General features: G+C 32.3%; 22 protein-coding genes. All 22 read right to left on the minus strand.

Features of this window, described 5'->3' with window-relative positions:
- On the minus strand, positions 1–991 hold a 991-nt coding region (locus tag AMN73_RS00845; RefSeq protein WP_143323182.1), incomplete at its 3' end, for a DEAD/DEAH box helicase.
- Between the two features lie 22 nt (positions 992–1,013).
- Positions 1,014–2,414 (minus strand): dihydrolipoyl dehydrogenase, encoded by a 1,401-nt coding sequence (lpdA, locus tag AMN73_RS00850; RefSeq protein WP_075534421.1) that lies wholly within the window; start codon positions 2,412–2,414, stop codon positions 1,014–1,016.
- Complete coding sequence (gene odhB, locus AMN73_RS00855) at positions 2,415–3,740, minus strand: 2-oxoglutarate dehydrogenase complex dihydrolipoyllysine-residue succinyltransferase (RefSeq protein WP_075534422.1); 1,326 nt, start codon at positions 3,738–3,740, stop codon at positions 2,415–2,417.
- A 2-nt stretch (positions 3,741–3,742) separates the two neighbouring features.
- Positions 3,743–6,613, minus strand: a complete 2,871-nt coding sequence (locus tag AMN73_RS00860; protein WP_075534423.1) for a 2-oxoglutarate dehydrogenase E1 component — start codon at positions 6,611–6,613, stop codon at positions 3,743–3,745.
- Between the two features lie 33 nt (positions 6,614–6,646).
- Positions 6,647–7,522, minus strand: coding sequence for a succinate--CoA ligase subunit alpha (gene sucD, locus AMN73_RS00865; protein WP_075534424.1), 876 nt, complete (start codon positions 7,520–7,522; stop codon positions 6,647–6,649).
- A 1-nt stretch (position 7,523) separates the two neighbouring features.
- On the minus strand, positions 7,524–8,684 hold the full coding sequence (gene sucC / locus AMN73_RS00870; protein ID WP_075534425.1) for an ADP-forming succinate--CoA ligase subunit beta: 1,161 nt from the start codon (positions 8,682–8,684) through the stop codon (positions 7,524–7,526).
- A complete protein-coding gene (gene mdh, locus AMN73_RS00875; protein WP_075534426.1) occupies positions 8,684–9,646 on the minus strand; it encodes a malate dehydrogenase in 963 nt (320 codons plus the stop codon). Before mdh ends, sucC begins: the two co-directional genes overlap by 1 nt.
- 5 nt (positions 9,647–9,651) lie before the next feature.
- On the minus strand, positions 9,652–11,145 hold the full coding sequence (locus AMN73_RS00880; protein WP_075534427.1) for a CoA-acylating methylmalonate-semialdehyde dehydrogenase: 1,494 nt from the start codon (positions 11,143–11,145) through the stop codon (positions 9,652–9,654).
- A gap of 43 nt (positions 11,146–11,188) precedes the next feature.
- Positions 11,189–11,965, minus strand: coding sequence for a succinate dehydrogenase iron-sulfur subunit (locus AMN73_RS00885; RefSeq protein WP_075534428.1), 777 nt, complete (start codon positions 11,963–11,965; stop codon positions 11,189–11,191).
- Positions 11,965–13,740: a succinate dehydrogenase flavoprotein subunit gene (gene sdhA, locus AMN73_RS00890; protein ID WP_075534429.1), complete on the minus strand. Its 1,776-nt coding sequence runs from the start codon at positions 13,738–13,740 to the stop codon at positions 11,965–11,967. The genes AMN73_RS00885 and sdhA overlap by 1 nt, the downstream gene beginning before the upstream one ends.
- The gene (gene sdhD / locus AMN73_RS00895) at positions 13,737–14,066 is read right to left on the minus strand and encodes a succinate dehydrogenase, hydrophobic membrane anchor protein (protein ID WP_075534430.1); all 330 of its coding nucleotides are present in this window, start codon (positions 14,064–14,066) and stop codon (positions 13,737–13,739) included. The genes sdhA and sdhD overlap by 4 nt, the downstream gene beginning before the upstream one ends.
- Entirely contained in the window at positions 14,066–14,449 is a 384-nt protein-coding gene (sdhC, locus tag AMN73_RS00900; RefSeq protein WP_075534431.1) for a succinate dehydrogenase, cytochrome b556 subunit, read from the minus strand. The genes sdhD and sdhC overlap by 1 nt, the downstream gene beginning before the upstream one ends.
- Positions 14,446–15,444, minus strand: a complete 999-nt coding sequence (locus AMN73_RS00905; RefSeq protein WP_075534432.1) for an aspartate-semialdehyde dehydrogenase — start codon at positions 15,442–15,444, stop codon at positions 14,446–14,448. The genes sdhC and AMN73_RS00905 overlap by 4 nt, the downstream gene beginning before the upstream one ends.
- Positions 15,445–15,464: 20 nt before the next feature.
- Positions 15,465–16,574 (minus strand): dimethylsulfoniopropionate demethylase, encoded by a 1,110-nt coding sequence (locus AMN73_RS00910; RefSeq protein WP_075534433.1) that lies wholly within the window; start codon positions 16,572–16,574, stop codon positions 15,465–15,467.
- Positions 16,571–17,278: an alpha/beta fold hydrolase gene (locus tag AMN73_RS00915; protein ID WP_082254564.1), complete on the minus strand. Its 708-nt coding sequence runs from the start codon at positions 17,276–17,278 to the stop codon at positions 16,571–16,573. Before AMN73_RS00915 ends, AMN73_RS00910 begins: the two co-directional genes overlap by 4 nt.
- Before the next feature lie 74 nt (positions 17,279–17,352).
- Positions 17,353–18,981, minus strand: coding sequence for an acyl-CoA synthetase (locus AMN73_RS00920; RefSeq protein WP_075534435.1), 1,629 nt, complete (start codon positions 18,979–18,981; stop codon positions 17,353–17,355).
- Positions 18,981–20,747 carry an acyl-CoA dehydrogenase family protein gene (locus tag AMN73_RS00925; protein ID WP_075534508.1) on the minus strand — a complete coding sequence of 589 codons (1,767 nt, stop codon included), beginning with the start codon at positions 20,745–20,747 and terminating at the stop codon, positions 18,981–18,983. Before AMN73_RS00925 ends, AMN73_RS00920 begins: the two co-directional genes overlap by 1 nt.
- A gap of 26 nt (positions 20,748–20,773) precedes the next feature.
- The gene (gene leuB / locus AMN73_RS00930; RefSeq protein ID WP_075534436.1) at positions 20,774–21,883 is read right to left on the minus strand and encodes a 3-isopropylmalate dehydrogenase; all 1,110 of its coding nucleotides are present in this window, start codon (positions 21,881–21,883) and stop codon (positions 20,774–20,776) included.
- Positions 21,876–22,481, minus strand: coding sequence for a 3-isopropylmalate dehydratase small subunit (gene leuD / locus AMN73_RS00935; RefSeq protein WP_075534437.1), 606 nt, complete (start codon positions 22,479–22,481; stop codon positions 21,876–21,878). The genes leuB and leuD overlap by 8 nt, the downstream gene beginning before the upstream one ends.
- A complete protein-coding gene (leuC, locus tag AMN73_RS00940) occupies positions 22,481–23,884 on the minus strand; it encodes a 3-isopropylmalate dehydratase large subunit (RefSeq protein WP_075534438.1) in 1,404 nt (467 codons plus the stop codon). The genes leuD and leuC overlap by 1 nt, the downstream gene beginning before the upstream one ends.
- An 11-nt stretch (positions 23,885–23,895) precedes the next feature.
- Positions 23,896–24,426 (minus strand): 50S ribosomal protein L19, encoded by a 531-nt coding sequence (rplS, locus tag AMN73_RS00945; RefSeq protein ID WP_075534439.1) that lies wholly within the window; start codon positions 24,424–24,426, stop codon positions 23,896–23,898.
- A gap of 16 nt (positions 24,427–24,442) precedes the next feature.
- Positions 24,443–25,132, minus strand: coding sequence for a tRNA (guanosine(37)-N1)-methyltransferase TrmD (gene trmD / locus AMN73_RS00950; RefSeq protein WP_075534440.1), 690 nt, complete (start codon positions 25,130–25,132; stop codon positions 24,443–24,445).
- Between the last annotated feature and the right edge of the window lie 2 nt (positions 25,133–25,134).

Consider the following 25,134-nt stretch of genomic DNA (forward strand, 5'->3'; position numbering starts at 1 on the left):
CTGCTTTAGAGCAAATAATAAAAAGGGGCGGCCAGTTAGGAGTTAAAGAAGTAAAAATTGGTAATGATGCTTTTTTAAACCTTTCTGATAACTTTGATATTGAGTATTTCCCTTTTCTTATATTCTCATAGGTTTCAATTGAAGGTACGGCAGTTACTAGGTTAATTGGAATATTTTCAAAGTTTGCTCTTGCAATTGCCATATCACGAGCATTATAAATTACTCCTTCGTCTTGTTTGTACGATTGGTCATGTTCCTCATCAACGATAATGAGTCCTAAATTTTTAAAAGGTAAAAAAAGCGATGATCTAGCTCCAATAGCTACTTTTATCTTATTATTAATAATACCACTCCATATTTTTTTTTTATTTTTTTTTGATATGCCTGAATGCCATATTGCTGGTTGAAAACCAAAAAATTCAATGAATTTTTTTTCAAACTGGTTTGTTAATCCAATCTCGGGAAGAAGAATTAGTGCTTGTTTTTTTTTTTCTATAACTTTTCTTATTGTCTCAAAATAAACTAATGTTTTACCTGACCCAGTAACACCTTGTAAAACATGTACTCTAAAATTATTAATATTTTTATTTATTTCCTTTAAATTTTTTTCTTGCTCATTTGTAAGTTTAAAGTCTAATTTGTTTTCGAAACTATTAAAATTTTCATATTCTTTTTCTGGCAATTTTTCAATAGCCTGTCCACTCATTAAAACTAATTTTAAAGCCATCCCTTTAGGGATTAAGTTATATTGAGAAAACCAATCTAAAAACTTGATTGTCTCTATTTTAAGACTTGGTATATTTACTTTTCTTATAACACTTTTAATTTTAAATGTTTTTTGACTTTTTTTTTCAAACTCATCCCAAACAACTCCAATAATATTTTTTTTACCAAAAGGAACCTCAACAAAATCTCCTATTTTTAATTTAATATTTGTTTTGTATGTAAAAGGATGATTAAAAATATTTGGTAATAGAATCGGAATTTCCATAAAGATATAATATGAAAATTTTTTAAGAGTGTATTGCTCTTTTATCCACAGATAAGGCTGCCTCTTTTACAGCTTCTGAAAAAGTAGGGTGCGCATGACAAGTTCTAGCAATATCTTCAGAACTTGCGCCGAATTCCATTGCAACTGCCATCTCCGCAATTAATTCTCCCGCATGTGGACCTATTAAATGTACTCCGAGCACCTTATCAGTTTTTTCATCTGCAAGTATTTTTACAAATCCTTCGGCCTCGTTAATCGCTTTTGCTCTAGAGTTTGCCATAAAAGAAAATTTACCAACTTTATATTTAATTTTTTTTTCATTTAGCTTTTCCTCTGTTTCTCCTACTGTCGCTACCTCTGGTGTTGTATAAATTACTCCTGGTATAACATCATAATTTACATGCCCAGCTTGTCCTGCAATTAGCTCAGCAACTGCAATACCTTCTTCTTCCGCCTTATGTGCAAGCATTGGTCCATCAATAACATCGCCAATAGCATAAATATTTTTAATACTTGTCTCAAAGTTTTTATTTACCTGAACTCTCATTTTGCTATCTAATTTTACTCCAACATTATCTAAATTTAAATTTTTTGTATTTGGTTTTCTACCTACAGAAACCAAAACTACATCTGTTTCCATTTGAGTTTTTTTTCCATCTTTGCCTTGAATTGTAACGGTAGCAGAGTCACTATTTTTTTTAATATTCTCAACTTTAGTCTCCATATGGAAATTTATTCCTTGTTTCTTTAAAATTTTCATAAATTCCTTTGAAATTTCTTTATCCATTCCTGGTGTAATATGATCTAAAAATTCAACAACGTGAACCTCTGAACCAAGTCTTGACCAAACCGAACCCATCTCTAATCCAATATAACCTCCACCCACAATAAGCATTTTTTTTGGAACACTTTTTAAAGATAATGCTCCAGTAGAAGAAACTATAATTTTTTCATCAAATTTTGCACCTGGTAATTCCGATGCTTCTGATCCAGTGGAAATTATAATTTTATCAGTATCTAATAATATTTCTTTATTATTTAAATCTATTATTTTAACTTGATTATTTTTAGTAAGACTACCTGTCCCTTTAAAATATGAGACTTTATTTTTTTTGAATAAAAACTCTACTCCTTTTGTCAAAACATCAACTGCCTTATCTTTATTTTTCATCATTTTTTCTAAATTTAACTTTATTTGACCAACCTCTATACCTAATTGATCAAATGATTTAGCTTTATGGAAATTTTCAGATAGGTTTAAAAGACTTTTAGAAGGAATACATCCTACATTTAGGCATGTACCTCCCAACGTACCTCTTGACTCAACACATGCAGTTTTGAATCCTAGTTGGGCAAGCCTTATTGCACAAACATAACCACCCGGTCCACCACCGATCACAACTGCTTGAAATTTCTCAGACATTTAAATTTCTAAAAATAACCTTCTTGGATCCTCTAGGTTTTCTTTGATTGTTTTTAAGAAGGAAACAGAGTCTTTGCCATCAATTATTCTATGATCATAGGATAATGCTAAATACATAAGTGGCCTAATTTTAATTTCGCCATCAACAACAAAGGGTCTATCAACAATATTATGCATACCTAAAACTGCTGACTGAGGTAAATTTAAAATTGGAGTTGATAACATAGATCCATAAACTCCACCATTACTAATTGTAAAAGTTCCACCCTGAAGATCCTCTATATTTAATTTCCCCTCTCTTGCTTTTTCAGACATAGATTTAATATTTTTTTCAATGTCTGCAAATGATAGCTCATCGGCATTTTTTAACACTGGAACAACTAATCCTTTATCTGTACCAACAGCAAAACTTATATTGTAATAATTTTTATAAATTATTTCATCACCTGAAATTTCCGCGTTTACTATTGGGAAAGCTTTTAATGCTAAAATACATGACTTGATGAAAAAAGACATAAAACCTAATTTAACTCCATATCTTTTTTGAAAATCATCTTGATTTTCTTTTCTCATTTCAATAATTCCGGACATATCAACCTCATTAAAAGTTGTTAAGAGTGCTGCATTATCTTGAGCTTGTTTCAATCTTTTTGCGATTGTTTGTCTCAATCTTGTCATTTTGATTTTTTCTTCTTCTCCAAATTTAATTTTTCTCTCTGATGGAGAAGGTTTTATAGACATTAAATCAATTAGATCTCCTTTTAATATTCTTCCGTCTCTTCCTGTTCCTTTTACTTTGTCCAAGTCTATCTTTTTTTCAGCAACAATTTTTCTTACAGATGGAGAAAGGTTATTCTCTCTTTTTTTTATATTTTTTGAGACTTTCTTTTCTACCTCATTGGTAAGAACCAAAGGCTCTTCCTCATTTTCCTCAGAAATAATATTTTCGTTAACAACAGTCTCTTCGACTTTTTTTTGTTCGTAAACTTTTATTTCTTTCTTTTCAGGCTCAAGTTCAACAACATTATTTTTTTTCTGTTCTTTTGGCTGCTCATGTTTTTCAACAGGTTTTTTTTCAGTAGCTTCTCCATTATTTTGGATCGAACCTAAAATAGCTCCTACTTCAACAGTATCTCCATCTTTAAATTTTATATCTCCTACAGTACCACTTATAGGCGATGGAACCTCTAAATTTACTTTATCTGTCTCAAGTTCTACAACTGGTTCATCTGCTTCAACCGTATCACCAACATTCTTAAGCCACTTAGCAACAGTTGCCTCTGTTATACTCTCTCCAAGTGCGGGTACAATAATTTGCTCACTCATATTTAGTTTAATACTTTTTCTATAATTTCTTTTTGTTGTTTTAGATGTCTTTTTGCATACCCGGTTGCTGGAGATGCAGCAACATCTCTTCCAATGTAAGAAATTGTGTTATTATTAGCCTTAATGTTATCTAAAGTCCATTGTATATAATCTCTCACTGAGAACCAAGCTCCCATATTTTTTGGTTCTTCTTGACACCAAATAAATCTTGCGTTTTTTGCATACGGTTTTAATGCTTTTGCTAAAGATTTTGCTGGAAATGGATATAATTGCTCAATTCTAAAGATAATTATTTTGTCATTTTTAGCTTTTTCTCTAGCTTCTAATAAATCAAAGTATATTTTTCCAGAACAAATTATTACTTTTTCTATACTTCCACTCTTCTTAAGACTAATAAAGCCATTTTTATTATTCAATGCATGATCCTCTAAAATTCTATGAAAAGAGTTTTTTTTACTAAAATCATCTAAATTAGAAACACAATTTTTGTGTCTCAAAAGAGATTTAGGTGTCATTATTACTAAAGGTTTTCTAAAATCTCTATGTATTTGTCTTCTTAATGCATGAAAATAGTTAGCCGGTGTTGTACAATTCAATACTTGCAAATTTTCTTGTCCACATAACTGTAAAAATCTTTCTAGCCTAGCAGATGAGTGTTCTGGGCCTTGACCTTCATATCCATGAGGTAATAAAAGAACTAAGCCTGATGCTCTTGACCATTTTCTTTCACCTGATGCTATAAATTGGTCAATAACAACCTGTGCTCCATTAGCAAAATCACCAAATTGTGCTTCCCATAATGTTAATGTTTCAGGTTCAACTAAACTGTAACCATATTCAAAACCAAGAACAGCCAATTCAGATAAAAAACTGTCTACAATTTCAAATTTTTTTTGTTTATCGGAAATATTATTTAATGGAATATATCTAGAATTATTCTCTTGATTTCTTAAAACAGAATGTCTTTGACTAAAAGTTCCTCTACCTGAGTCTTGTCCAACTAGTCTCACCGGGAAGCCTTCATCCAAAAGACTACCAAATGCGAGAGCTTCGGCACTGGCCCAGTCAATATTTTTCTTTTCTAAAACGCTTTTATGTCTATTTAAAAGAATTTTTTTGATAGTTTTGTGAATATTTTGATTTTCCTTGGTGTGATTAATTTTTTCTGAAATTTTTATTAATTTATTTATATCAACGCCTGTTTGACCTCTTCTATCTTTTCCTTTTTTAGGTTGATATCTTGACCAAGTCCCTTCAAACCAATTAAGCTTTGGTTTATAATCTTTTGCGGTTTTAAACTGTTCATCGAGTAAGTTTTTGAAGTCATTTATATTTTTTTCGAAATATTCTTTGGAGATAGTGCTTTCATCTACTAATTTTTTTCCATAAATCGATAAAGTTGTTGGATGACTTCTAATCTTTTTGTACATAAGAGGTTGAGTAAAAGATGGTTCGTCACCCTCATTATGTCCAAATCTTCTGTAACATATCAAATCTATGACAACATCTTTTTTAAACTTTTGTCTAAATTCTATTGCGATTTTCGCACAATGTACGACCGCTTCTGGATCATCACCATTACAATGTAGGATCGGTGCCTCAACAATTTTACCAAGATCTGATGGGTAAGGACTTGATCTAGCAAACCTCGGACTAGTAGTAAATCCAATTTGGTTATTTAGTATAATATGAATAGTACCTCCAGTATTATGCCCTTTAAGTCCAGACATTGCAAAACATTCGGCAACAACTCCTTGGCCAGCAAATGCCGCATCTCCATGAATTAAAATTGGTATTACCTTTTCTCTTGTTGTGTCTTCATGAAAAAATTGTTTTGCTCGAGTTTGACCTAGCACAACTGGATTTACTGCCTCTAGATGTGAAGGATTATCAGTTAAACTAACATGCACAGAGTTTCCATCAAATTCTCTATCGGATGATGCACCCAAATGATATTTTACATCTCCAGCTGAGTCCTCTGCTTTTGCATAATTCTCTTCTCCTGCAAATTCGTTAAAAATTCTCTTATAAGATTTTTGTAATACATTTGCTAAAACATTTAACCGTCCTCTGTGTGGCATACCAATTTTTACTTCTTTAACTCCTAACTGGCCGCCCCTTTTTATTATTTGCTCTAAAGCAGGTATTAGCGCTTCTCCACCATCTAAACCGAATCTTTTTGTTCCAACATACTTTCTTGCCAAAAATTTTTCAAAACCCTCAGCTTGAACAATTTTATTTAAAATAGCTTTTTTCCCATTTTCTGTAAAATTTAGTTGGTTCTCTCTTTTTTCCATTCTGTCTCTAAACCAAACTTTTTCAATAGGATCAGTAATATGCATATATTCAGCCCCAATTGTAGAACAATATATTTTTCTTAATTTAGATAATATTTCATTAACAGATGAGTAGCCCGTATCTAAGTATGAACCTAAAAATATTTTTTTATCATAATCCTCTTTTTTAAAACCATGATCCTCTGGATGAAGTTCATATAAATATTTTCTTTCCATTAGATTTAATGGATCAAGATTTGCTATTAAATGGCCTCTAATTCTATATGCACGAATTAGAGCAATTGCTTTAATGGACTCACTTTTTGCTGTCTCTAAATCTTCATTATTTGTTACCTTGGTTGTAGATTTTGTGCTTTCATATTTAATTCTTTTTTTATGAGGTTGCCATGTAGGACCTTCAAGTTCTTTGACAACAGATTTAATATCATCATTAAGAGTGTCAAAATAGTCTTTCCAACTCAAAGGTAGATTTGGATCTTTTTCGATATATCTTATGTACATATTCTCAATAAATGCACTATTTGACTTCGTTAAAAATGATGTATTTTTTTGTTCTAAATTTTTTGATGAGCTCATTAATTCCTGATTATAATATCACTATTGATTATTTTAAAGTGACAATTTTTCTAAAAGCGTCTTTCCAATCTCACCTGGCGATTTTGCAACAGTTATTCCTGCTTTCTCCATAGTTTTTATTTTGTCAGCTGCTCCACCTTTGCCTCCTGAGATTATTGCTCCAGCATGACCCATTCTTCTTCCTGGTGGCGCTGTAATACCAGCAATAAATCCCACTATGGGTTTTTTAATTTTATGTTGTGTAATAAATGCTGCAGCTTCTTCCTCTGCTGTTCCTCCAATTTCTCCTATCATTAAAATAGACTCTGTTTCAGGATCATTTAAAAATAAGTCTAAGCAGTCTATAAAATTAGTACCATTTATTGGATCACCCCCGATACCAATACATGTAGATTGACCTAATCCGTTTGAGGTTGTTTGAGCAACTGCTTCATAAGTTAATGTGCCTGATCTTGAAACAATTCCAACAGATCCTTTTTTATGAATATTACCAGGCATAATACCTATTTTGCATTCATCAGGTGTAATTATTCCTGGGCAGTTAGGGCCTATCAGTCTTGATTTCGATTTGGATAAATATTTTTTTACTTTAAGCATATCTAAGACTGGAATTCCCTCAGTGATACAAACTATTAGCTCTATATCTGACTCTATTGCCTCAATAATTGCATTAGCACAAAATTTTGCGGGAACATAAATCATGCTTGCATTCGCATTTGTTGACTTTTTTGCCTCAGCCACAGTGTTAAATACTGGTTTATCTAAATGAGTTTGTCCGCCTTTATTTGGAGTTACACCCCCAACAAGATTAGTTCCATATTTAATTGCTTGTTCAGAATGAAAGGTTCCATGTGAACCTGTAAATCCTTGGCAAATCAGCCGTGTATTTTTATTAACTAAAACTGACATTCTATTTTATTTCATTAACAATTTTTTCAGCTGCACTATTTAAATCTGTTGCAGAAATTATTTTTAACCCAGACTTATCAAGAATATCTTTTCCTTTTTCAAAATTTGTACCAGCTAATCTAACAACTAGTGGAACATTAATTTTTACTTCTTTTGCTGCATCAACTACTCCTTGAGCAAGAACATCGCATTTCATAATTCCTCCAAATATATTTATTAGAATCCCTTTCACATTTTTATCAGAAATTATGATTTTGAGAGCTTCTGATACTTTCTCTTTTGAAGCTCCTCCACCAACATCTAAAAAGTTTGCTGGTTCTTCTCCATAAAGTTTAATAATATCCATTGTAGCCATTGCAAGTCCTGCACCGTTTACCATACAACCAATACTTCCATCTAATTTTATATAAGACAAATCATATTTACTTGCCTCTATTTCTGTAGGATCTTCCTCATTTAAATCTCTGAGTGCAGAAATTTCTGGGTGTCTAAATAATGCGTTATCATCGAAATTAATTTTTGCGTCTAAGCAAATAATTTTTCCCTGCTTTGTCAAAATTAGTGGATTTATTTCAACCATACTAGCGTCTAAATCTATAAAAAGTTTATATATTGATTTCACAATATTCATAGCTTCTAAACTTTGATCTGGTTTAAGATCAAAAATTTCTATTACTTTTTCGCAGTCCAAATCTGAAATACTTTTATTAAAATCGACTTTAATAGTATTAATTTTGTTAGGATTTTTTTTTGCTACTTCTTCAATATCCATCCCACCTTGGTCACTGGAGATGAAGGCTATTTTTGAACTACCTCGGTCTACAAGACAAGATAAATAAAATTCTTTATCAATATCTGATGGTTCCTCTACATAAAGTCTTTTTACTATTTTTCCAGATGGTCCTGTTTGATGTGTGATTAATTTTTTTCCTAATAAATTATTTGACTCTTTCTCCAATTCACTAATGTCATTTAATATTTTTACTCCACCAGCTTTGCCTCTTCCTCCAGCATGAATTTGGGCTTTTAAAACAAGTTTTTGGCTATTTAAGCTTTTCGCTTTTTCTAAAATATCTTTTACGGTTAAAGCAAATACTCCGTTAGGTACATTTGCACCATATTTTTTAAGTAATTCTTTTGCCTGGTGTTCGTGAATATTCATTATTTAGCTAAGTCAGGGTCAATTTTTGATGCAGCTTCCCAAAGTTTTTTTACTGCATTCACAGAATTGATAAATTCTGACTTTTCTTTTTCATCTAAATTAATAACTTCGATTTTTTCAACTCCTTTTTTTCCAACTATAATTGGAACTCCGGCATAAATATTTTTTATACCATATTCACCATTTAAAAAGGCAGCACATGGTAACATTTTTTTTTCATCCTTTAAAAATGCCTGTGCCATCTCCACACCAGATGCTGCTGGCGCATAAAAAGCTGATCCTTTTTCTAAAAATTTTACTATCTCGGCACCTCCGTCTCTTGTTCTTTGATTAATGGCTTCAAGTTTTTCCATTGAAATTTTTCCACTTTTAACCAAATCTAATAAAGGTTTTCCAGAAACTTTGGTAAATCTAGGCAGGGGAACCATAGTATCACCATGACCACCCATTACCATAGCATCTATTTCTTTTACGGGAATATTTAACTCAAGTGATAGAAATAATTTAAATCTTGAACTATCAAGAATACCTGCCATCCCAACAACCTTATTAGTTGGCAGTCCTGAAAACTTTTGAAAAGCCATTACCATAACGTCTAAAGGATTTGTTATACAAATAACAAATGCATCTGGTGCATTTTGTTTTACACCTTCTGCGACTTGTTTCATTATTTTTAAGTTTATACCAAGCAGGTCATCTCTGCTCATTCCAGGTTTCCTTGGAACTCCTGCAGTAATAATTATTACATCTGAATTTTTTATATCTTTATAATTATCGGTCCCTGAAAATTTTACATTAAATCCATCCACAGATGATGATTGTGCAATATCTAGTGCTTTACCCTTTGCTATACCGCTCGCAACATCAAATAAAACTACTTCATCTGATAATTCTTTGGTTCCAATCAAGTGAGCTAATGTTCCCCCAATTTGTCCAGCTCCTATTAAAGATATCTTGCTCATACTAATTATTTCATAGTTGGCATCACAAACTCTGGGTTTGATCTTATCCCAGATGGCCACCTTGATGTAATTGTTTTTAGTTTGGTATAAAACTTTATACCTTCCATTCCGTGCATCGCGCTATCTCCGAACAGAGATCTTTTCCATCCTCCAAAACTATGAAAAGCCATTGGCACAGGAATTGGAACATTTATTCCAACCATTCCAACTTGAATTTTACTTGCAAATGTCCGTCCTGCGTCACCATCCCTGGTATATATACTAACTCCATTTCCATATTCGTGGTCGTTAATTAATTTTGTTGCTTCCTCAAAAGACTTGACTCTTACCACAGATAGAACTGGTCCAAATATTTCCTCTTTATATACTCTCATATCTCTCTTAACATGATCAAATAAACATCCACCTATATAAAAACCATTTTCGTAACCTTGTAGCTTTAAATCTCTACCATCAACAACTAATTTGGCTCCTTCTTTTACTCCTAAATCTACATAACCTTTAACTTTATTTAAATGTTCTTTAGTAACTAAAGGGCCCATCTCAGACGCTTTATCCATACCAGGTCCGACTTTTAAATTTTCTACTTTTTTTGAGAGCCTTGAAACTAGTTCATCACCTATATCTCCAACAGCTACTGCAACTGATTGGGCCATACATCTTTCTCCAGCAGATCCGTAAGCTGCTCCCATTAATCCATTAACAGCACCATCTAAATCACAATCTGGCATGACTACTAAATGATTCTTGGCACCACCTAATGCCTGAACTCTTTTTTCATTTTTTGCAGAATTTTCATAAATATACTTAGCAATAGGAGTGGAGCCTACAAAACTTACTGCCTTAACATCTTTATTGTTTAAAATTGCATCTACAGCCTCTTTATCTCCATTAATGACATTAAAAACACCATCTGGCAAACCTGCTTCTTTTAAAAGTTCTGCTAATTTTATCGAACAAGAAGGATCTTTTTCAGAAGGTTTAAGTACAAATGTATTTCCACAAGCTATTGCGATTGGAAACATCCACATAGGCACCATAGCAGGGAAATTAAATGGTGTAATTCCAGCAACTACTCCAAGAGGTTGGCGCATTGACCAGCTATCAACATTGGTCCCTACATTCTCCGAAAACTCTCCTTTTAATAAATGAGGAATTCCACAAGCAAACTCGACAACTTCTAATCCTCGTGTAAGTGATCCTTTGGCGTCTTCATAAACTTTTCCATGTTCGGCAACTATCATTTTTGTTAACTCATCAGAATTTTTTTCAATTAATTCTTTAAATTTAAACATTACTCTGGCTCTTTGTAGTGGGGGTCTTATTGACCAATCATTAAAAGCTTTTTTTGCAATTTCCACTGCGTTATTTAAATCGGACGATGAGGCCAACATTACTTCTGCCTGTTGCTCGCCAGTAGCTGGATTAAATACCTTACCTTTTTTTTTTGATGAGCCAGGAACAATTTTCCCATCTACAAAATGTTCAATTATTTTCATGAATATGATCTTTTAAATTAAAAATTATTAATAGTCTAATGTTTTAAATATTTGATGTAGCTAACATCTTTTTAATTTCTGCTATCGCTTTTGCTGGGTTTAAGCCTTTTGGACATGCATTGGTACAATTCATAATAGTATGACATCTATACAATTTTAATTCATCTGCTACTTTTTTTAATCTTTCCTTCCTATCTTCATCCCTACTATCTATAATCCATCTGTAAGCTTGTAACAAAACAGCAGGACCTAAATACTTATCACCATTCCACCAGTAACTCGGGCAAGAAGTTGAACAGCATGCACACATAATGCATTCGTATAGACCATCTAATTTTGATCTGTCCTCTCGAGATTGTAAATTTTCTTTCTCAGGTTTTTTTGATGTTTTTAACCAAGGTTGTACCGACTCATATTGTTTATATAATGTGCTCAAGTCACCTATTAAGTCTTTTAAAACTTTCAAGTGTGGAAGTGGATAAATATTAATGTCTCCTTTTATTTCTGCATGTGATTTTGTACATGCTAAACCATTTTTACCATCCATGTTCATTGCGCAAGATCCACATACTCCATGAGCACATGATCTTCGGTAAGCAAGACTAGGATCTATCTCATTTTTTATTTTATTTAAAATATCTAAAACTTTTGATGGACAATTATCCATATCTATTTCATAGGTATCAATTCTGGGTTTTTCATCTGTAGATGGATCCCACCTATAAACATTTACTTTTCTTAAATTTTTGGAGCCGGTTTTATCTTTATAATATTTACCTTTTTGAATCTTTGAGTTTTCAGGTAGATTAATTTGAACCATTAATACACTCTTTCTTGTGGTGGGAAATATTGAACCTCATTTGTCAATGTAGATTTATGAACCGGTCTGTAATCAATCTTTGTCTCTTTTCCATCACACCAAGACAGAGTGTGTTGCATAAAGTTCTTATCATCTCTTTTTGGGAAATCTTCTCTAGCATGAGCTCCTCTGCTCTCTTTCCTATGATAGGCGGAGTCCATGGTCGTGATTGCTTGTCTAATTAAATTATCAAATTCTAAAGTTTCAACTAAATCTGTGTTAAATATCAATGATTTATCTTTTACTGAAATTGCATCCATTCCGTCAAAAGGTTTTCTTATTTCTTGAACTCCTTCTTTTAAAGTTTTTTCTGTTCTAAAAACCGCACATTTTGACTGCATAGTTTTTTGCATAGCTATTCTTAGATCTGCAGTATTATGATCTCCATTACCGTTTCTTAATTTATCAAATCGATCGAGACATTTATCTGTTTCAGACTTTGAAATTTCTTCATGCGGCATGCCAGGTTTAATAAGTTCTGCAGCTCGTTTTGCAGCCGCTCGACCAAAAACAACTAAATCTATCAAAGAGTTAGAGCCTAATCTATTTGCACCATGAACTGAAACGCATGCTGCTTCTCCGATTGCCATTAATCCTGGTACAGTCTTTTCAGAGCCGTTCAATGTTAAAACTTCAGCTTTGTAATTTGTAGGTATACCTCCCATATTGTAGTGTACAGTAGGAACAACTGGTATTGGCTCCTTAGTTACATCTACGTTTGCAAACAATCTTGAAGATTCTGATATGCCGGGTAGTCTTTCCTCAATTACCTTTGGATCTAAGTGATTAAGATGTAAATGAACATGATCTTTTTCTTTTCCAACTCCTCGTCCTTCATTTATTTCTACTGCAATTGATCTGCTTACAACGTCTCTTGATGCTAGATCTTTTGCTTTTGGAGCGTATCTTTCCATGAATCTCTCTCCTTTAGAATTTAAAAGATATCCTCCCTCACCTCTAACACCTTCCGATATCAAAGTACCATGTCCATAAATTCCAGTTGGGTGGAATTGCACAAATTCCATATCCTGTAATGGTAGTCCCGCTCTTAGCACCATTGCATTTCCATCTCCAGTACAAGTGTGTGCAGACGTTGCAGAATAATAAACTTTTCCATATCCGCCCGTTGCTATTATGGTAATATGAGATCTAAACCTGTGAATAGTTCCATCATTTAAATTCCACGCAATCAAACCCTTGCAAGCTCCATCTTTCATGAGTAAATCTAGAGCAAAGTATTCAATAAAAAATTCAGTATTATGCTTTAAAGCTTGTCCATACAAAGTATGAAGAATAGCATGACCAGTTCTGTCAGCTGCAGCACAAGTTCTTTGGACCGTCTCATTTCCATAGTTTTTTGTCATTCCGCCAAATGGTCTTTGATAAATCTTTCCATCTTCGGTTCTACTGAAAGGCACCCCATATTTTTCTAACTCAAGAACTGCTCTTGGTGCTTCCTTGCATAAATATTCTATTGAGTCCTGGTCTCCTAACCAATCGGATCCTTTAACAGTGTCGTACATGTGCCAACGCCAGTCATCTTCTCCCATATTTCCTAGCGCTGCAGATATTCCACCTTGAGCAGCAGATGTATGACTACGAGTAGGGAATACTTTTGAAATACAAGCTGTTTTCAAACCAGCTTCACTCAGACCCACGGCTGCTCTTAAACCAGAGCCACCTGCCCCCAAAACGACAACATCATATTCATGATCTATTATTTTATATGAGCTCATAATCCAAATTTTAGTAATACTGTTATTGTAATTAAAGGAAATATTATAGCAAAGAAATATAATAATTTGTTTGCGACACTTTTTATTTTTTCATTATGGATATAATCCTCAAAAATCTCACTTATTGTAAGAGCTGTATGAAAAAAAGCCATTATTAGTAATAAAGAGAGTATGAATTTTACTATTTGGTCGCTAAAAAAACTGATTACCTGATTATAGTTCTGATCATATACAGACACAAAGTTGATAACAAACCATATCATTAAAGGTATTAAAATAATTGTGCTTACTTTTAAAAATATCCATTTTTTCGTGGCATTGATCATTAGATTATTCCTCTGCCAATAAAGTAAATTAGAACTGTACTTATAAATGATCCAAAAATTACACAAAGACCTGTGATATTCGAAATTTTTAAATCAAATCCATAACCTAAATCCCAAAATAAATGTCTTATTTCACTTAAAATTTGAAAAGAAAATGACCAAATAATACTAATTACAAAAAACTTTCCAAAAATTGAATTAAAAAAATCTGCAAATAAATTGTAATGTTGTCCAAATAAAAAGACAAAAGATATCCAAATACATAGAAAAATAAAAAATAGATAGTTAATTACACCAGATATTCTATGCGAAATCGATACCAAAGATGAAACATGCCAATTATAAATTTGTATGTGTGGAGATAGAGGGTTATTATTTTTCATTGTAATTTATTATAGTAGGTTTCTGCAATTTCAACAGCATTTAGTGCAGCACCTCTCAATAGATTGTCCGAAACAATCCAAAGGTTTATAGAATTTTTATTTGAGTTATCTTGTCTTATTCTCGAAATAAATGTTTCATTTTTACCTGCGCTATCAATAGGTGTCGCATACATATTATTTAAAGGATCATCAATTATTTTACACCCTGGGGCTTTTGCTAAAACTTTTCTTACCTCTGAGAGTGAGACAGTTTTATTAAATTCAATATTTAAAGACTCGGAATGTGAGACCATCACTGGAATTCTTACACATGTTGCTGTTAATTCTATTTTGTGATCTAATATTTTTTTAGTTTCATTTATCATTTTAATCTCTTCTTTCGTGTAACCATCATCTAGAAAATCATCTATATGTGGTATGGCATTGAAAGCAATTTGTTTTGTAAAATTTTTTGATGAAACTTTTTTTTCTGCTAAGATATCTCTTGTTTGTTCAATTAACTCATCCATCGATGCTTTTCCTGCTCCAGATACGGATTGATAAGTAGAAACTACCACTCTTTTGATATCAAATAGATCATGTAAAGGTTTAAGTACAATTACCATTTGAGCTGTTGAACAGTTAGGATTAGCTATAATATTTTTTTTTAAATTAGATAAATGATGTTTGTTTACCTGCGGAACAATTAATGGCACATCTGGATCCATTCTAAAATAACTTGAATTATCTACAACGACAGAACATTTGGCAGCTTTAACGGCATAGGCTTCTGAAATTTTTTTACCCGCTGAAAAAAAAGTAATATCAACTTTGGAAAAGTCAAAATCTTCTAAACTTTGAACTTTTATTTTTTTTCCATTAAACAATAACTCTGTGCCCGCGCTTTTTTTCGAAGCTAATAAACATAAATCCTCTACTAAAAGTTTTTTCTGTTCTAAAACCTCGATTATCTTACGTCCAACATTTCCAGTGGCACCAACAATAGCAATTTTCATGACTTATTTAATACTTTATATTAGATGAAGGGTAAATCACAAACTGTTCCGTTCACAGATTTACCGTTAATATTTATTTTAATTTTAGTTCCTGTATTCCAATTAGGTTTTTTTAACATTGCAATTCCAATAACTTTATTAAAGTGAGGTGAATAAACTCCTGATCTTAATTCGCCTATATGATTTTCATTATTATCAAAAATTTTTATTGTCTCAGTAATACTGATGTTATCAGACTCAATTTTCACACCCATCAGTTTTTTTTTTAAACCATTTTTATTATATTGAATTAATTTATCTTTTCCTAAAAAATTAATGTCACTATTAACATTTACATATTTATCTAGGCCACATTCGTAAGGGTTGTCTTCGTTATCTATATCGTTACCGTAAGAAAGCAGTCCACTCTCTATTCTCTCAATTAAATTTGGACAGCCAGGTTTTACATTAAATTCTTTACCCTCATCAAAAAGTTTATCATATAGCTGTAAACCTGACTTGGTATGTTCAACATAAATTTCATATCCACCTTGTTTAGACCAACCTGATCTTGCTATTAAATGTTTATCTCCTGCAAATTCAAAATAGTCAAAGCCGAAGAATTTCATTTCAGCAATCTTTTTTCCAAAAATTTTCTCCATCAATTTAAATGATTTTGGTCCTTGGACAGCTAAAATATTTACATTTGGTTCAATTATTTTTACATTAAGTTTGTTACCAATTGCTAAACCTTTAGCAAATAAAATCACATCCGAGTCAGCAATTGATATCCACCATTTATCCTCTTTTAATTTTAAAATCACTGGATCGTTAATCATTCCACCATTATCATCTATAATCGGACAATAATAACATCTGCCAATTTTAGACTTAGATAAGTCTCTACAAGTCATAAGCTGAACTAATTTGTAGGCGTCTGGTCCACTTATTTCTACTTGTCTTTCAGCAGCAACATCCCAAATTTGCACATGCTCTTTTAAATGATGGTATGAGTCTTCAAGTGATCCAAACGCAGCTGGTAAAAGCATATGGTTATAAATAGTGTAAGCCGTGACACCTTGAGACTCAATTCTTGATGAATAAGGAGTGCTTCTTAATCTTCTTGATTTAGCAATATTAAATTTTTTCATTTTTTTAGTTTTAAAATAAATTCTTTTACAATTTTTCTCATTTCAAAAGCTTTTTCAAAAATTATCATGTGACCACAGTCAGTGATCACTTTAGTTTCTGAATTTTTAATTAATTCAGACATTTTATTACCAACTTTAAGGGGAACCATTTTATCGAGATCTCCAAATATACATAAAGTCGGACAATTAATTTTTTCTAAAGACTCTTTTCCAGACTTGTAGTTATTACAAGCCTTTAAGTCTACTGATAAAATTTCTATAATTTCTCTAGATGAGTTAATTATCTTTTTTACAGGGTTTCCACCAATAAATGCCTTGGATCCCTCATAACCCCATTTCATCATTAGTAATATCGCCTTATCATCTCCAGCCTCTGCAAGATCTATCAAATCTTGATTTACAGGCATTTTATATGATCCAGCAACTAATACTAATCCATCAATAAATTCTGGATATTTAGATGCAAAATCTATTCCAACTAAACAACCCTGCGAATGACCAACGATGATAATCTTTTGAATTTTGAGTGTTTCCATGAAACTTTTTACCCAAGACGACATATCCTCAATAGATTTAAGTGATGGGCCTTCAGAGCTTCCATGTCCTGGTAAATCAATTGATAAAACATTATATCCTTGGGATGCATAAAACTGTTCATGAAGAGACCAAACAATATGAGTTAACCCACTTCCATGCATCAACATAATAGATGGCTTATCTTTATCAAAATCAAAGCCACCTGTAGAAATAAATACGTTTTTGCCGTTAACGTCTAGGTTCAGTTTAGCTCCTTGGCTAATTTCCTTAATTCAAATTTTTGGATTTTTCCTGTTGAAGTTTTAGGCAATTCACAAAATTCAATTTTTTTTGGTACTTTAAAGCCTGCTAATGTTTCTTTACAATAAGATATTAATTCTTTCTCGGTCACTTCTTTATCTTTTACTTTTTCTATAAAAGCACATGGTACTTCTCCCCATTTTTCGTCTGGTTTCGCAACAACAGCAGCAATTGAAACACTCGGATGTTTTGCTAAAGTATTTTCTATTTCAATTGATGAAATATTCTCTCCGCCAGAAATTATAATATCTTTTGATCTATCTTTTATCTTAATATAACCATCTGGATTTGTTACAGCTAGATCTCCAGAGTGAAACCATCCATGCGACATAGCCTTATCAGTAGCTTCTTTGTCCTTAAAATATCCCTTCATAACAATATTTCCTCTTATCATGATTTCACCTATTGTCTTTCCATCTTTGGGCACTGGTTTCATTGTTTCAGGATCCATTACCATTGTGTCTTCAGTATTAGGGTATCTTACACCTTGTCTTGCTTTAATTTCATTTTTTTTATCTTCATCATAAGAATTCCACTCATCATTCCATGCGCACTGTAAAATATGTCCGTATGTCTCTGTAAGTCCATAAACATGCATTACCTCGAACCCAAGAGCCTCCATTTTTTTAAAGATAATACTCGGTGGTGGTGCCCCTGCGGTTAAAACGTAAACTTTATGATTTAATTTTTTTCTTTCACTTTCAGATGCACCTGTGATCATATTCAAAACAATTGGCGCTCCTCCGAAGTGAGTAATCTTATGCTTTTCAATTAATTCAAAGATTTTTTTTATATCTATTGCTCTTAAGCAAATTGTTTTCCCATTTAGCATTGGAACAGTCCAAGGATACCCCCAACCATTGCAATGAAACATTGGGACTATTGTTAAAAAATTTAATCTATTTGGCATGTTCCATGCAACTGCACTACCAGTTGACATTAAATAAGAACCTCTGTGATGATATACAACGCCCTTAGGATTACCTGTTGTGCCAGATGTATAGCTTAATGATATAGCTTGCCACTCATCTTTAGGTCTTCTCCAAACGTAATTATCATCACCAGTTTTTAAAAATTCTTCATACTCTTTTTCTCCAATTTTTTTTAAAAGTGATTGATCTGCATAATCATCTTGAACATCAATTATTATTGGCTTTATTTTAGTTTGTGTAAGCGCTTTCTCTATTACAGAGTGTAATTGTCGATCGACGATAAGTACTTTTGCCTCACTGTGATCAATTATATATGCCACAGTTTTAGCATCTAATCTTGTATTAATTGTATTTAATATTGCACCCGTCATTGGGACAGAATAATGGGCCTCAAAAATTTCAGGTGTATTGAATGCCATAACTGAAACTGTATCTCCCTCACCAATTCCAATTTTTTCAAGAGCACTTGCAAATTTAATGCACCTTTTATAAATTTCTTTCCAGGTAAATTTTTTATCCTCATAGATAAGAGCCTCATAGTTAGGGTATATATCTTTTGCTCTTTCTAGGAAACTAAGTGGTGTTAATGGCACAAAGTTAGCTTTGTTTTTATCTAAGTTTTGCTCGTATTTATTCATTAATTAAATTTGTGACTCATTATATAATCACTTCCACTAACGGCAGTTATATAATGACTTTCGATCCTTGGTAAAACTCTTTCAAAATAATACTTGGCAGTATTAATTTTGTCCTCATAAAATTGTTTGTTTGTTTCATAGTTTTTATAACTAACCTCTAAAACCTTTATCCAAGAATGAGCAACAGCAACATAACCTAACACTTTTAGGTAATCATTGCATGCAGCACTAACATCGTTCTTGGATTTTTGCATTTTATCTTTAATCCAATCAGTAAATTTAATTAAAGTTTTCAAACTGTTTTCTAATTTTTCGTTAAAATTTTTTAATTCTTGATTATTGCTAGATAAGTCTTTTTTTAAACTCTCAATATATTTATTTATAATATCACTTTCTTTATTTACTAATTTTCTAAAAACTAAATCTATAGCCTGAACTGAGTTAGTACCCTCATATATTGGAGTAATTCTGTTGTCTCTGTAAAGCTGTTCTATTCCTTGGTCTTTTGTATATCCATAACCTCCGAATATTTGCATAGCATCACTTGTTATTTCCATACCTAAATCTGTAAACATCGATTTAACTACGGGTGTCATTAATGATACTAGCTCCGATGCTTCCCTTCTTATTTTTTCGTCAGAATGATAAAGGCTTACCTCTGTTTGTTGTGATAACCAAAAACATAATGCTCTTTCACCTTCAATTATAGATTTCATATTTAGCAATGATTTTCTGATATCTGCATGTTCAATTATTAAATCTGCTCCTCCATTTTGATTTTTTCCATTGTGTGCTTTACCTTGTTTACGTTCTTTTGCATAGTTTACTGAATTTTGATAAGCAATTTCTGAAATGCCTAAACCTTGAATTCCTACAACAATCCTTTCAAGATTCATCATTGTAAACATAGAATTTAAACCTTTATTTTTTGGTCCAATCATATACCCAACTGCATCATCAAAGTTTAAAACACAAGTTGCTGAGCCTTTTATTCCCATTTTACTCTCAATAGATCCAGTTGATACACCGTTTCGTGGACCAATTGATCCATCATCCTTAACAATAAATTTTGGAACCAAAAATAAGCTTATTCCCTTAGTTCCACTTGGGGAGTCAGATGCTCTGGCAATAACTAAGTGGATAATATTTTCAGTTAAATCATGATCTCCTGAAGTAATAAATATTTTTTGCCCGCTTAACTTAAAACTTCCATCTTTTTGTTCTACAGCTTTTGTTTTGAGCAAACCTAGGTCTGTTCCACATACAGGTTCTGTAAGACACATTGTGCCACTCCATTTACCCTCAACCATTTTTGGTAAATACCTATTTTTAATTTCATCAGTAGCATGATGGTTAATACAATTGTACGCACCGATACTTAACTCTGAGTAAAGCTTGAAAGATAAACATGCTGAAGATAACATTTCATCAAAAAAGGCACTTACAGTTTTTGGCATTCCTTGACCACCAAATTTTGGATCACATGATAAAGAAGTCCATCCATCCTCTATATACTTCTTATATGCTTCTTTATAACCTGGGGGAGTTCTAACAATGCCATTTTCTAATACAGTTGGGTTTTCATCTCCAGACTTTGCTAGTGGTAGTATGATGTTTTGATTTATTTTAGCTGCCTCTTCTAAAATATTTTTTACCAAATCTGGCGTGACATCCTTATACTTTTCTATCTCATTATAATTTTTATTATTTCTTAAGTTCTCATAAAGAAACATCATATCTTCAACGGGAGCTGTATAAATTGTCATAATTTTTATAAAATAATTGAAATTAACTAATTTTGCAAACAAGCAATAATCGCATCTCCAACATCTTTTGTTGATACTTCCTTATTACCTTTTGAACATATATCCTTGGTTCTAAGCCCATCATCAAGGATTTTTTGTACTGCAGCGTCTAGCTCCTTTGACTCTTTGTCCAAATTTAAAGAATATTTTAACGCCATTGAAAAACTTAGTATTGTTGCAATTGGATTAGCGATACCTTTTCCAGCAATATCAGGTGCTGAGCCGTGTACTGGCTCGTACATTGATCTCATGTTTCCATTTTTGTCTTTGGCTCCTAAAGATGCTGAAGGTAGTAACCCTAATGAACCTGTTAACATCGCAGCTTCATCTGACAATATATCTCCAAATAAATTATCTGTTACAATGACATCAAATTGTTTTGGATTTCTTAAGAGTTGCATAGCGCAGTTGTCTGCTAACATATGTTCTAATTCTACTTCTTTAAATTCTTTATCATGAATAGCTTGAACTTCCTCTCTCCAAAGCTGACCAGCTTCCATAACATTTGATTTTTCACATGATGTAACTTTATTATTTCTTTTTTTTGCAAGATCGAAGGCTACTCTAGAAACTCTTTCAATTTCGCTTGTTGTATAAGTGTGAGTATTAATACCTTTTCTTTCACCGTTATCTATTGGCTTGATTCCTCTAGGCTCACCAAAATATATTCCCCCGGTAAGTTCTCTGACTATCATTATATCAAGTCCTGAAACTATTTCAGGTTTTAAACTTGAGGCTTCAACTAACTGCTTGAAACAAATTGCTGGTCTTAAATTTGCAAAAAGTTTAAGTTCTTTCCTTAATTTTAATAATGCTCTTTCTGGTTTTTTGGAAAAATCCAAATTATCCCACTTTGGACCTCCAACAGCTCCTAAAATTACAGCTTCACTTTCTAAAGCTTTATAAAAAACTTCATCAGTAATAGGTGTTCCATGTTTATCATATGCAGCACCACCCACTAAGTCTTCGTCAATTTCAAAATCTAAAGATCTATTTTTATTTAACCAATTAATTATTTTTTTTACTTCGGCGATTACTTCTGGACCAATACCATCACCTGGTAAAAGTAAAATTTTTCTTTTCTTAACCTTAATCATTAAAGATCCATGGTTTTGAAGACTCTAATTTTTTTTCAAATTCATTTATATTTGAGGATTTCTCTAGAGATAAAGCAATGTCATCAAGTCCTTCCAATAAGCATTTTTTTTTGAAAGGCTCAATTTTAAAACTGATCTCATTGTTTCCATAGATAATTTTTTCATCATTTAAATTTATTTCTATTTCTTCTTGTCTTTTTGAGTACTCTGATAATTCTTTTATTTTTTCCTCACTTAAAATTATTGGTAATATGCCATTTTTAAAACAATTATTATAAAAGATATCGGCATAACTTGAACTTATCACGCATGTAATTCCAAAGTCTAAAAGAGCCCATGGTGCATGTTCTCTTGATGAACCACAACCAAAATTATTCCCCGCAATTAATATTTTTGAAACATCAAATGGTTTCTTATTTAAAATAAAATCTTTAATAATATTTCCATCGTTATCATATCTCATTTCATGAAAAAGGTTTTTTCCCAATCCTGTTCTTTTTATTGTTTTTAGGAATTGTTTTGGGATGATCATATCAGTATCGATATTGACGATTGGCAAATATGCAGGAATACTTTTGAGGGATACAAATTTTTTCATTAGTTTTGATATTTTCTTACGTCATCAAGATTTCCAGCAATTGCAGCAGCTGCTGCCATACCTGGGCTTACTAGATGTGTACGACCACCTCTTCCTTGTCTTCCCTCAAAGTTTCTATTTGAAGTAGATGCGCATCTCTCTTGTGGTTTTAATTTATCAGCATTCATTGCTAAGCACATTGAGCAACCAGGCTCTCTCCACTCAAATCCAGACTCAATGAATATTTTATCTAAACCTTCCTGTTCTGCTTGTTCTTTTACTAGTCCAGATCCTGGAACAACCATGCCATGCACATGTGCAGCCTTTTTTTTATTTTTTAAAATTTGAGCAGCCTCTCGTAAATCTTCTATTCTTCCGTTGGTACAACTTCCAATAAAAACTTTATCAATTTTTATATCCTGAACTTTAACATCTGGTTTTAGACCCATATATTTTAAAGATCTATTAATTGAATTTTTTTTATCTTCATTTTTCTCATTATCAGGGTTCGGTATTTTTCCATTTATTGTTACAACATCTTCTGGAGAAGTTCCCCAAGTTACCATAGGAGCAATATCCTCTCCATTTAAATTGATCTCTTTATCAAATTTAGCATCATTATCAGTTTTAAGTGAGTTCCAATACTCTAAAGCTTTATTCCAATTTTCATTTTTTGGGGACATTGGTCTTCCTTTTAAGTAATTAAAAATTTTTTCATCAGGTTGAATAAGACCAGCTCTAGCACCACCCTCGATTGACATATTACAAATCGTCATTCTCTGTTCCACAGACAGGTCTGAAATCACCGAACCAGCATACTCTAATACACATCCAGTACCTCCAGCTGTTCCTATTTTTCCAATTATTTGCAAAATAACATCCTTTGAAGTCACTCCCAGTGACAGTTTCCCATTAACGTTTATTCTAAAATTTTTTGCCTTTTTTTGTACCAAGGTTTGAGTTGCTAAAACGTGTTCTACTTCTGAAGTACCTATTCCAAATGCTAGGGCGCCAAATGCACCATGAGTAGCAGTGTGGCTATCTCCACAAACAATTACTGTACCTGGTTGCGTGAAACCTTGCTCGGGCCCTACTATATGAACAATACCTTGTCTTTTATCGTCCATTCCAAAAAGTTTGATACCAAATTCTTTACAATTTTTTTCTAATGTTTCTACCTGAATTTTAGAATCAACATCATCAATTCCTTTAGATCTATCGGTTGTAGGAATATTGTGATCAACTACAGCAAGTGTTAACTTTGGTTGTCTCACTTTTCTTTTTGAATTTCTAAGCCCCTCAAATGCCTGTGGGCTTGTCACCTCATGTATTAAATGTCTATCCACAAATAATAAAGATGTACCATCATCTTGCTGATGAACTAAATGTTCATTCCAAATTTTGTCGTATAAAGTTCTAGGCATTTTAAAAAAGACTATTTTTTATCTTTAAGAGTCTCTTTTTCATTTTTTTTTTCAGAGGTATCTTTTTTTTCAACAGACTCTTTCTCTACTTTCGTTTCCTCTGTTATATTACTTTCTTCAGTTTTAGTTACATTTTGTGCTGTTGGTTGTTCTGTTTTAACATCTACATCAATGCCAATTTTTTTCTTAATTTTTTCTGCAATTCTTGCTGATTTTCCTGTTCTGTCTCTAAGATAATAAAGTTTTGCCCTTCTTACCTTTCCAGATCTAATTACCTTGATTGAGTCTACAATTGGACTATAGAGTGCAAATGTTCTTTCCACACCTTCGCCAAATGAAATTTTCCTTACTGTAAAAGATGAGTTTAAATCTCTATTCTTTTTAGCAATACAAACTCCTTCAAAATATTGAATTCTATCTCTTTTGCCCTCTGTAATTCTAACACCAATTTTCACAATATCGCCTGGAAAAAAATTTGGTAATTTTTTTTCTGCAGCTATTTTTTTGACATTAGCTTGATTAATTTCTTCAATAGTTTTCATTTGTAAGTTTATCAAATTAGTTTTTTTTGTTATATTTTTGCCATAAATCTGGCCTTCGGTCGCGAGTTATAGCCTCTGATTGAGATAAACGCCAGTCTTTAATTTTCGCATGATCACCTGATAAAAGCACATTTGGCACACTTTTTTCCTCCCAGATTTGAGGTTTTGTGTACTGTGGATACTCCAATAAACCATTTTCAAAGCTTTCTTCGCTAGTAGATTTTTCATTTCCAAGTACTCCGGGTATTAATCTTAATATAGCATCCAAAAAAACATAAGTTGCTGTTTCACCTCCAGAAAGGACAAAATCTCCTAAACTTATCTCGTCTATTTTTCTGTTTTCTAATACTCTCTGGTCAATACCTTCGAAATGACCGCAAATTATGTTAACTTTATTTTCTAAAGAAAGTTCTTTTGCAATTTTTTGATTAAAAACTTTTCCTTTTGGAGATAAGTAAACAATTTTCTCATCTCGATTAATGTTTTTATCTAACGACTTTGCGAGTACGTCAGGCTTGATTAACATTCCTGAGCCTCCTCCGTAAGGAGTATCATCAACTGTCTTATGTTTATCAATTGCATAATCTCTAATATTTACAGTTCTCAAATCCCAAATTTTTTTTTCAATAGCTTTCCCATAAAGTCCATTTTTAAAAGGTCCAGGAAAGTACTCAGGATATAATGTAAATACTTGAGCTATAAACATTT

The sequence above is a fragment of the Candidatus Pelagibacter communis genome (assembly GCF_001179965.1).
GTDB lineage: Bacteria > Pseudomonadota > Alphaproteobacteria > Pelagibacterales > Pelagibacteraceae > Pelagibacter.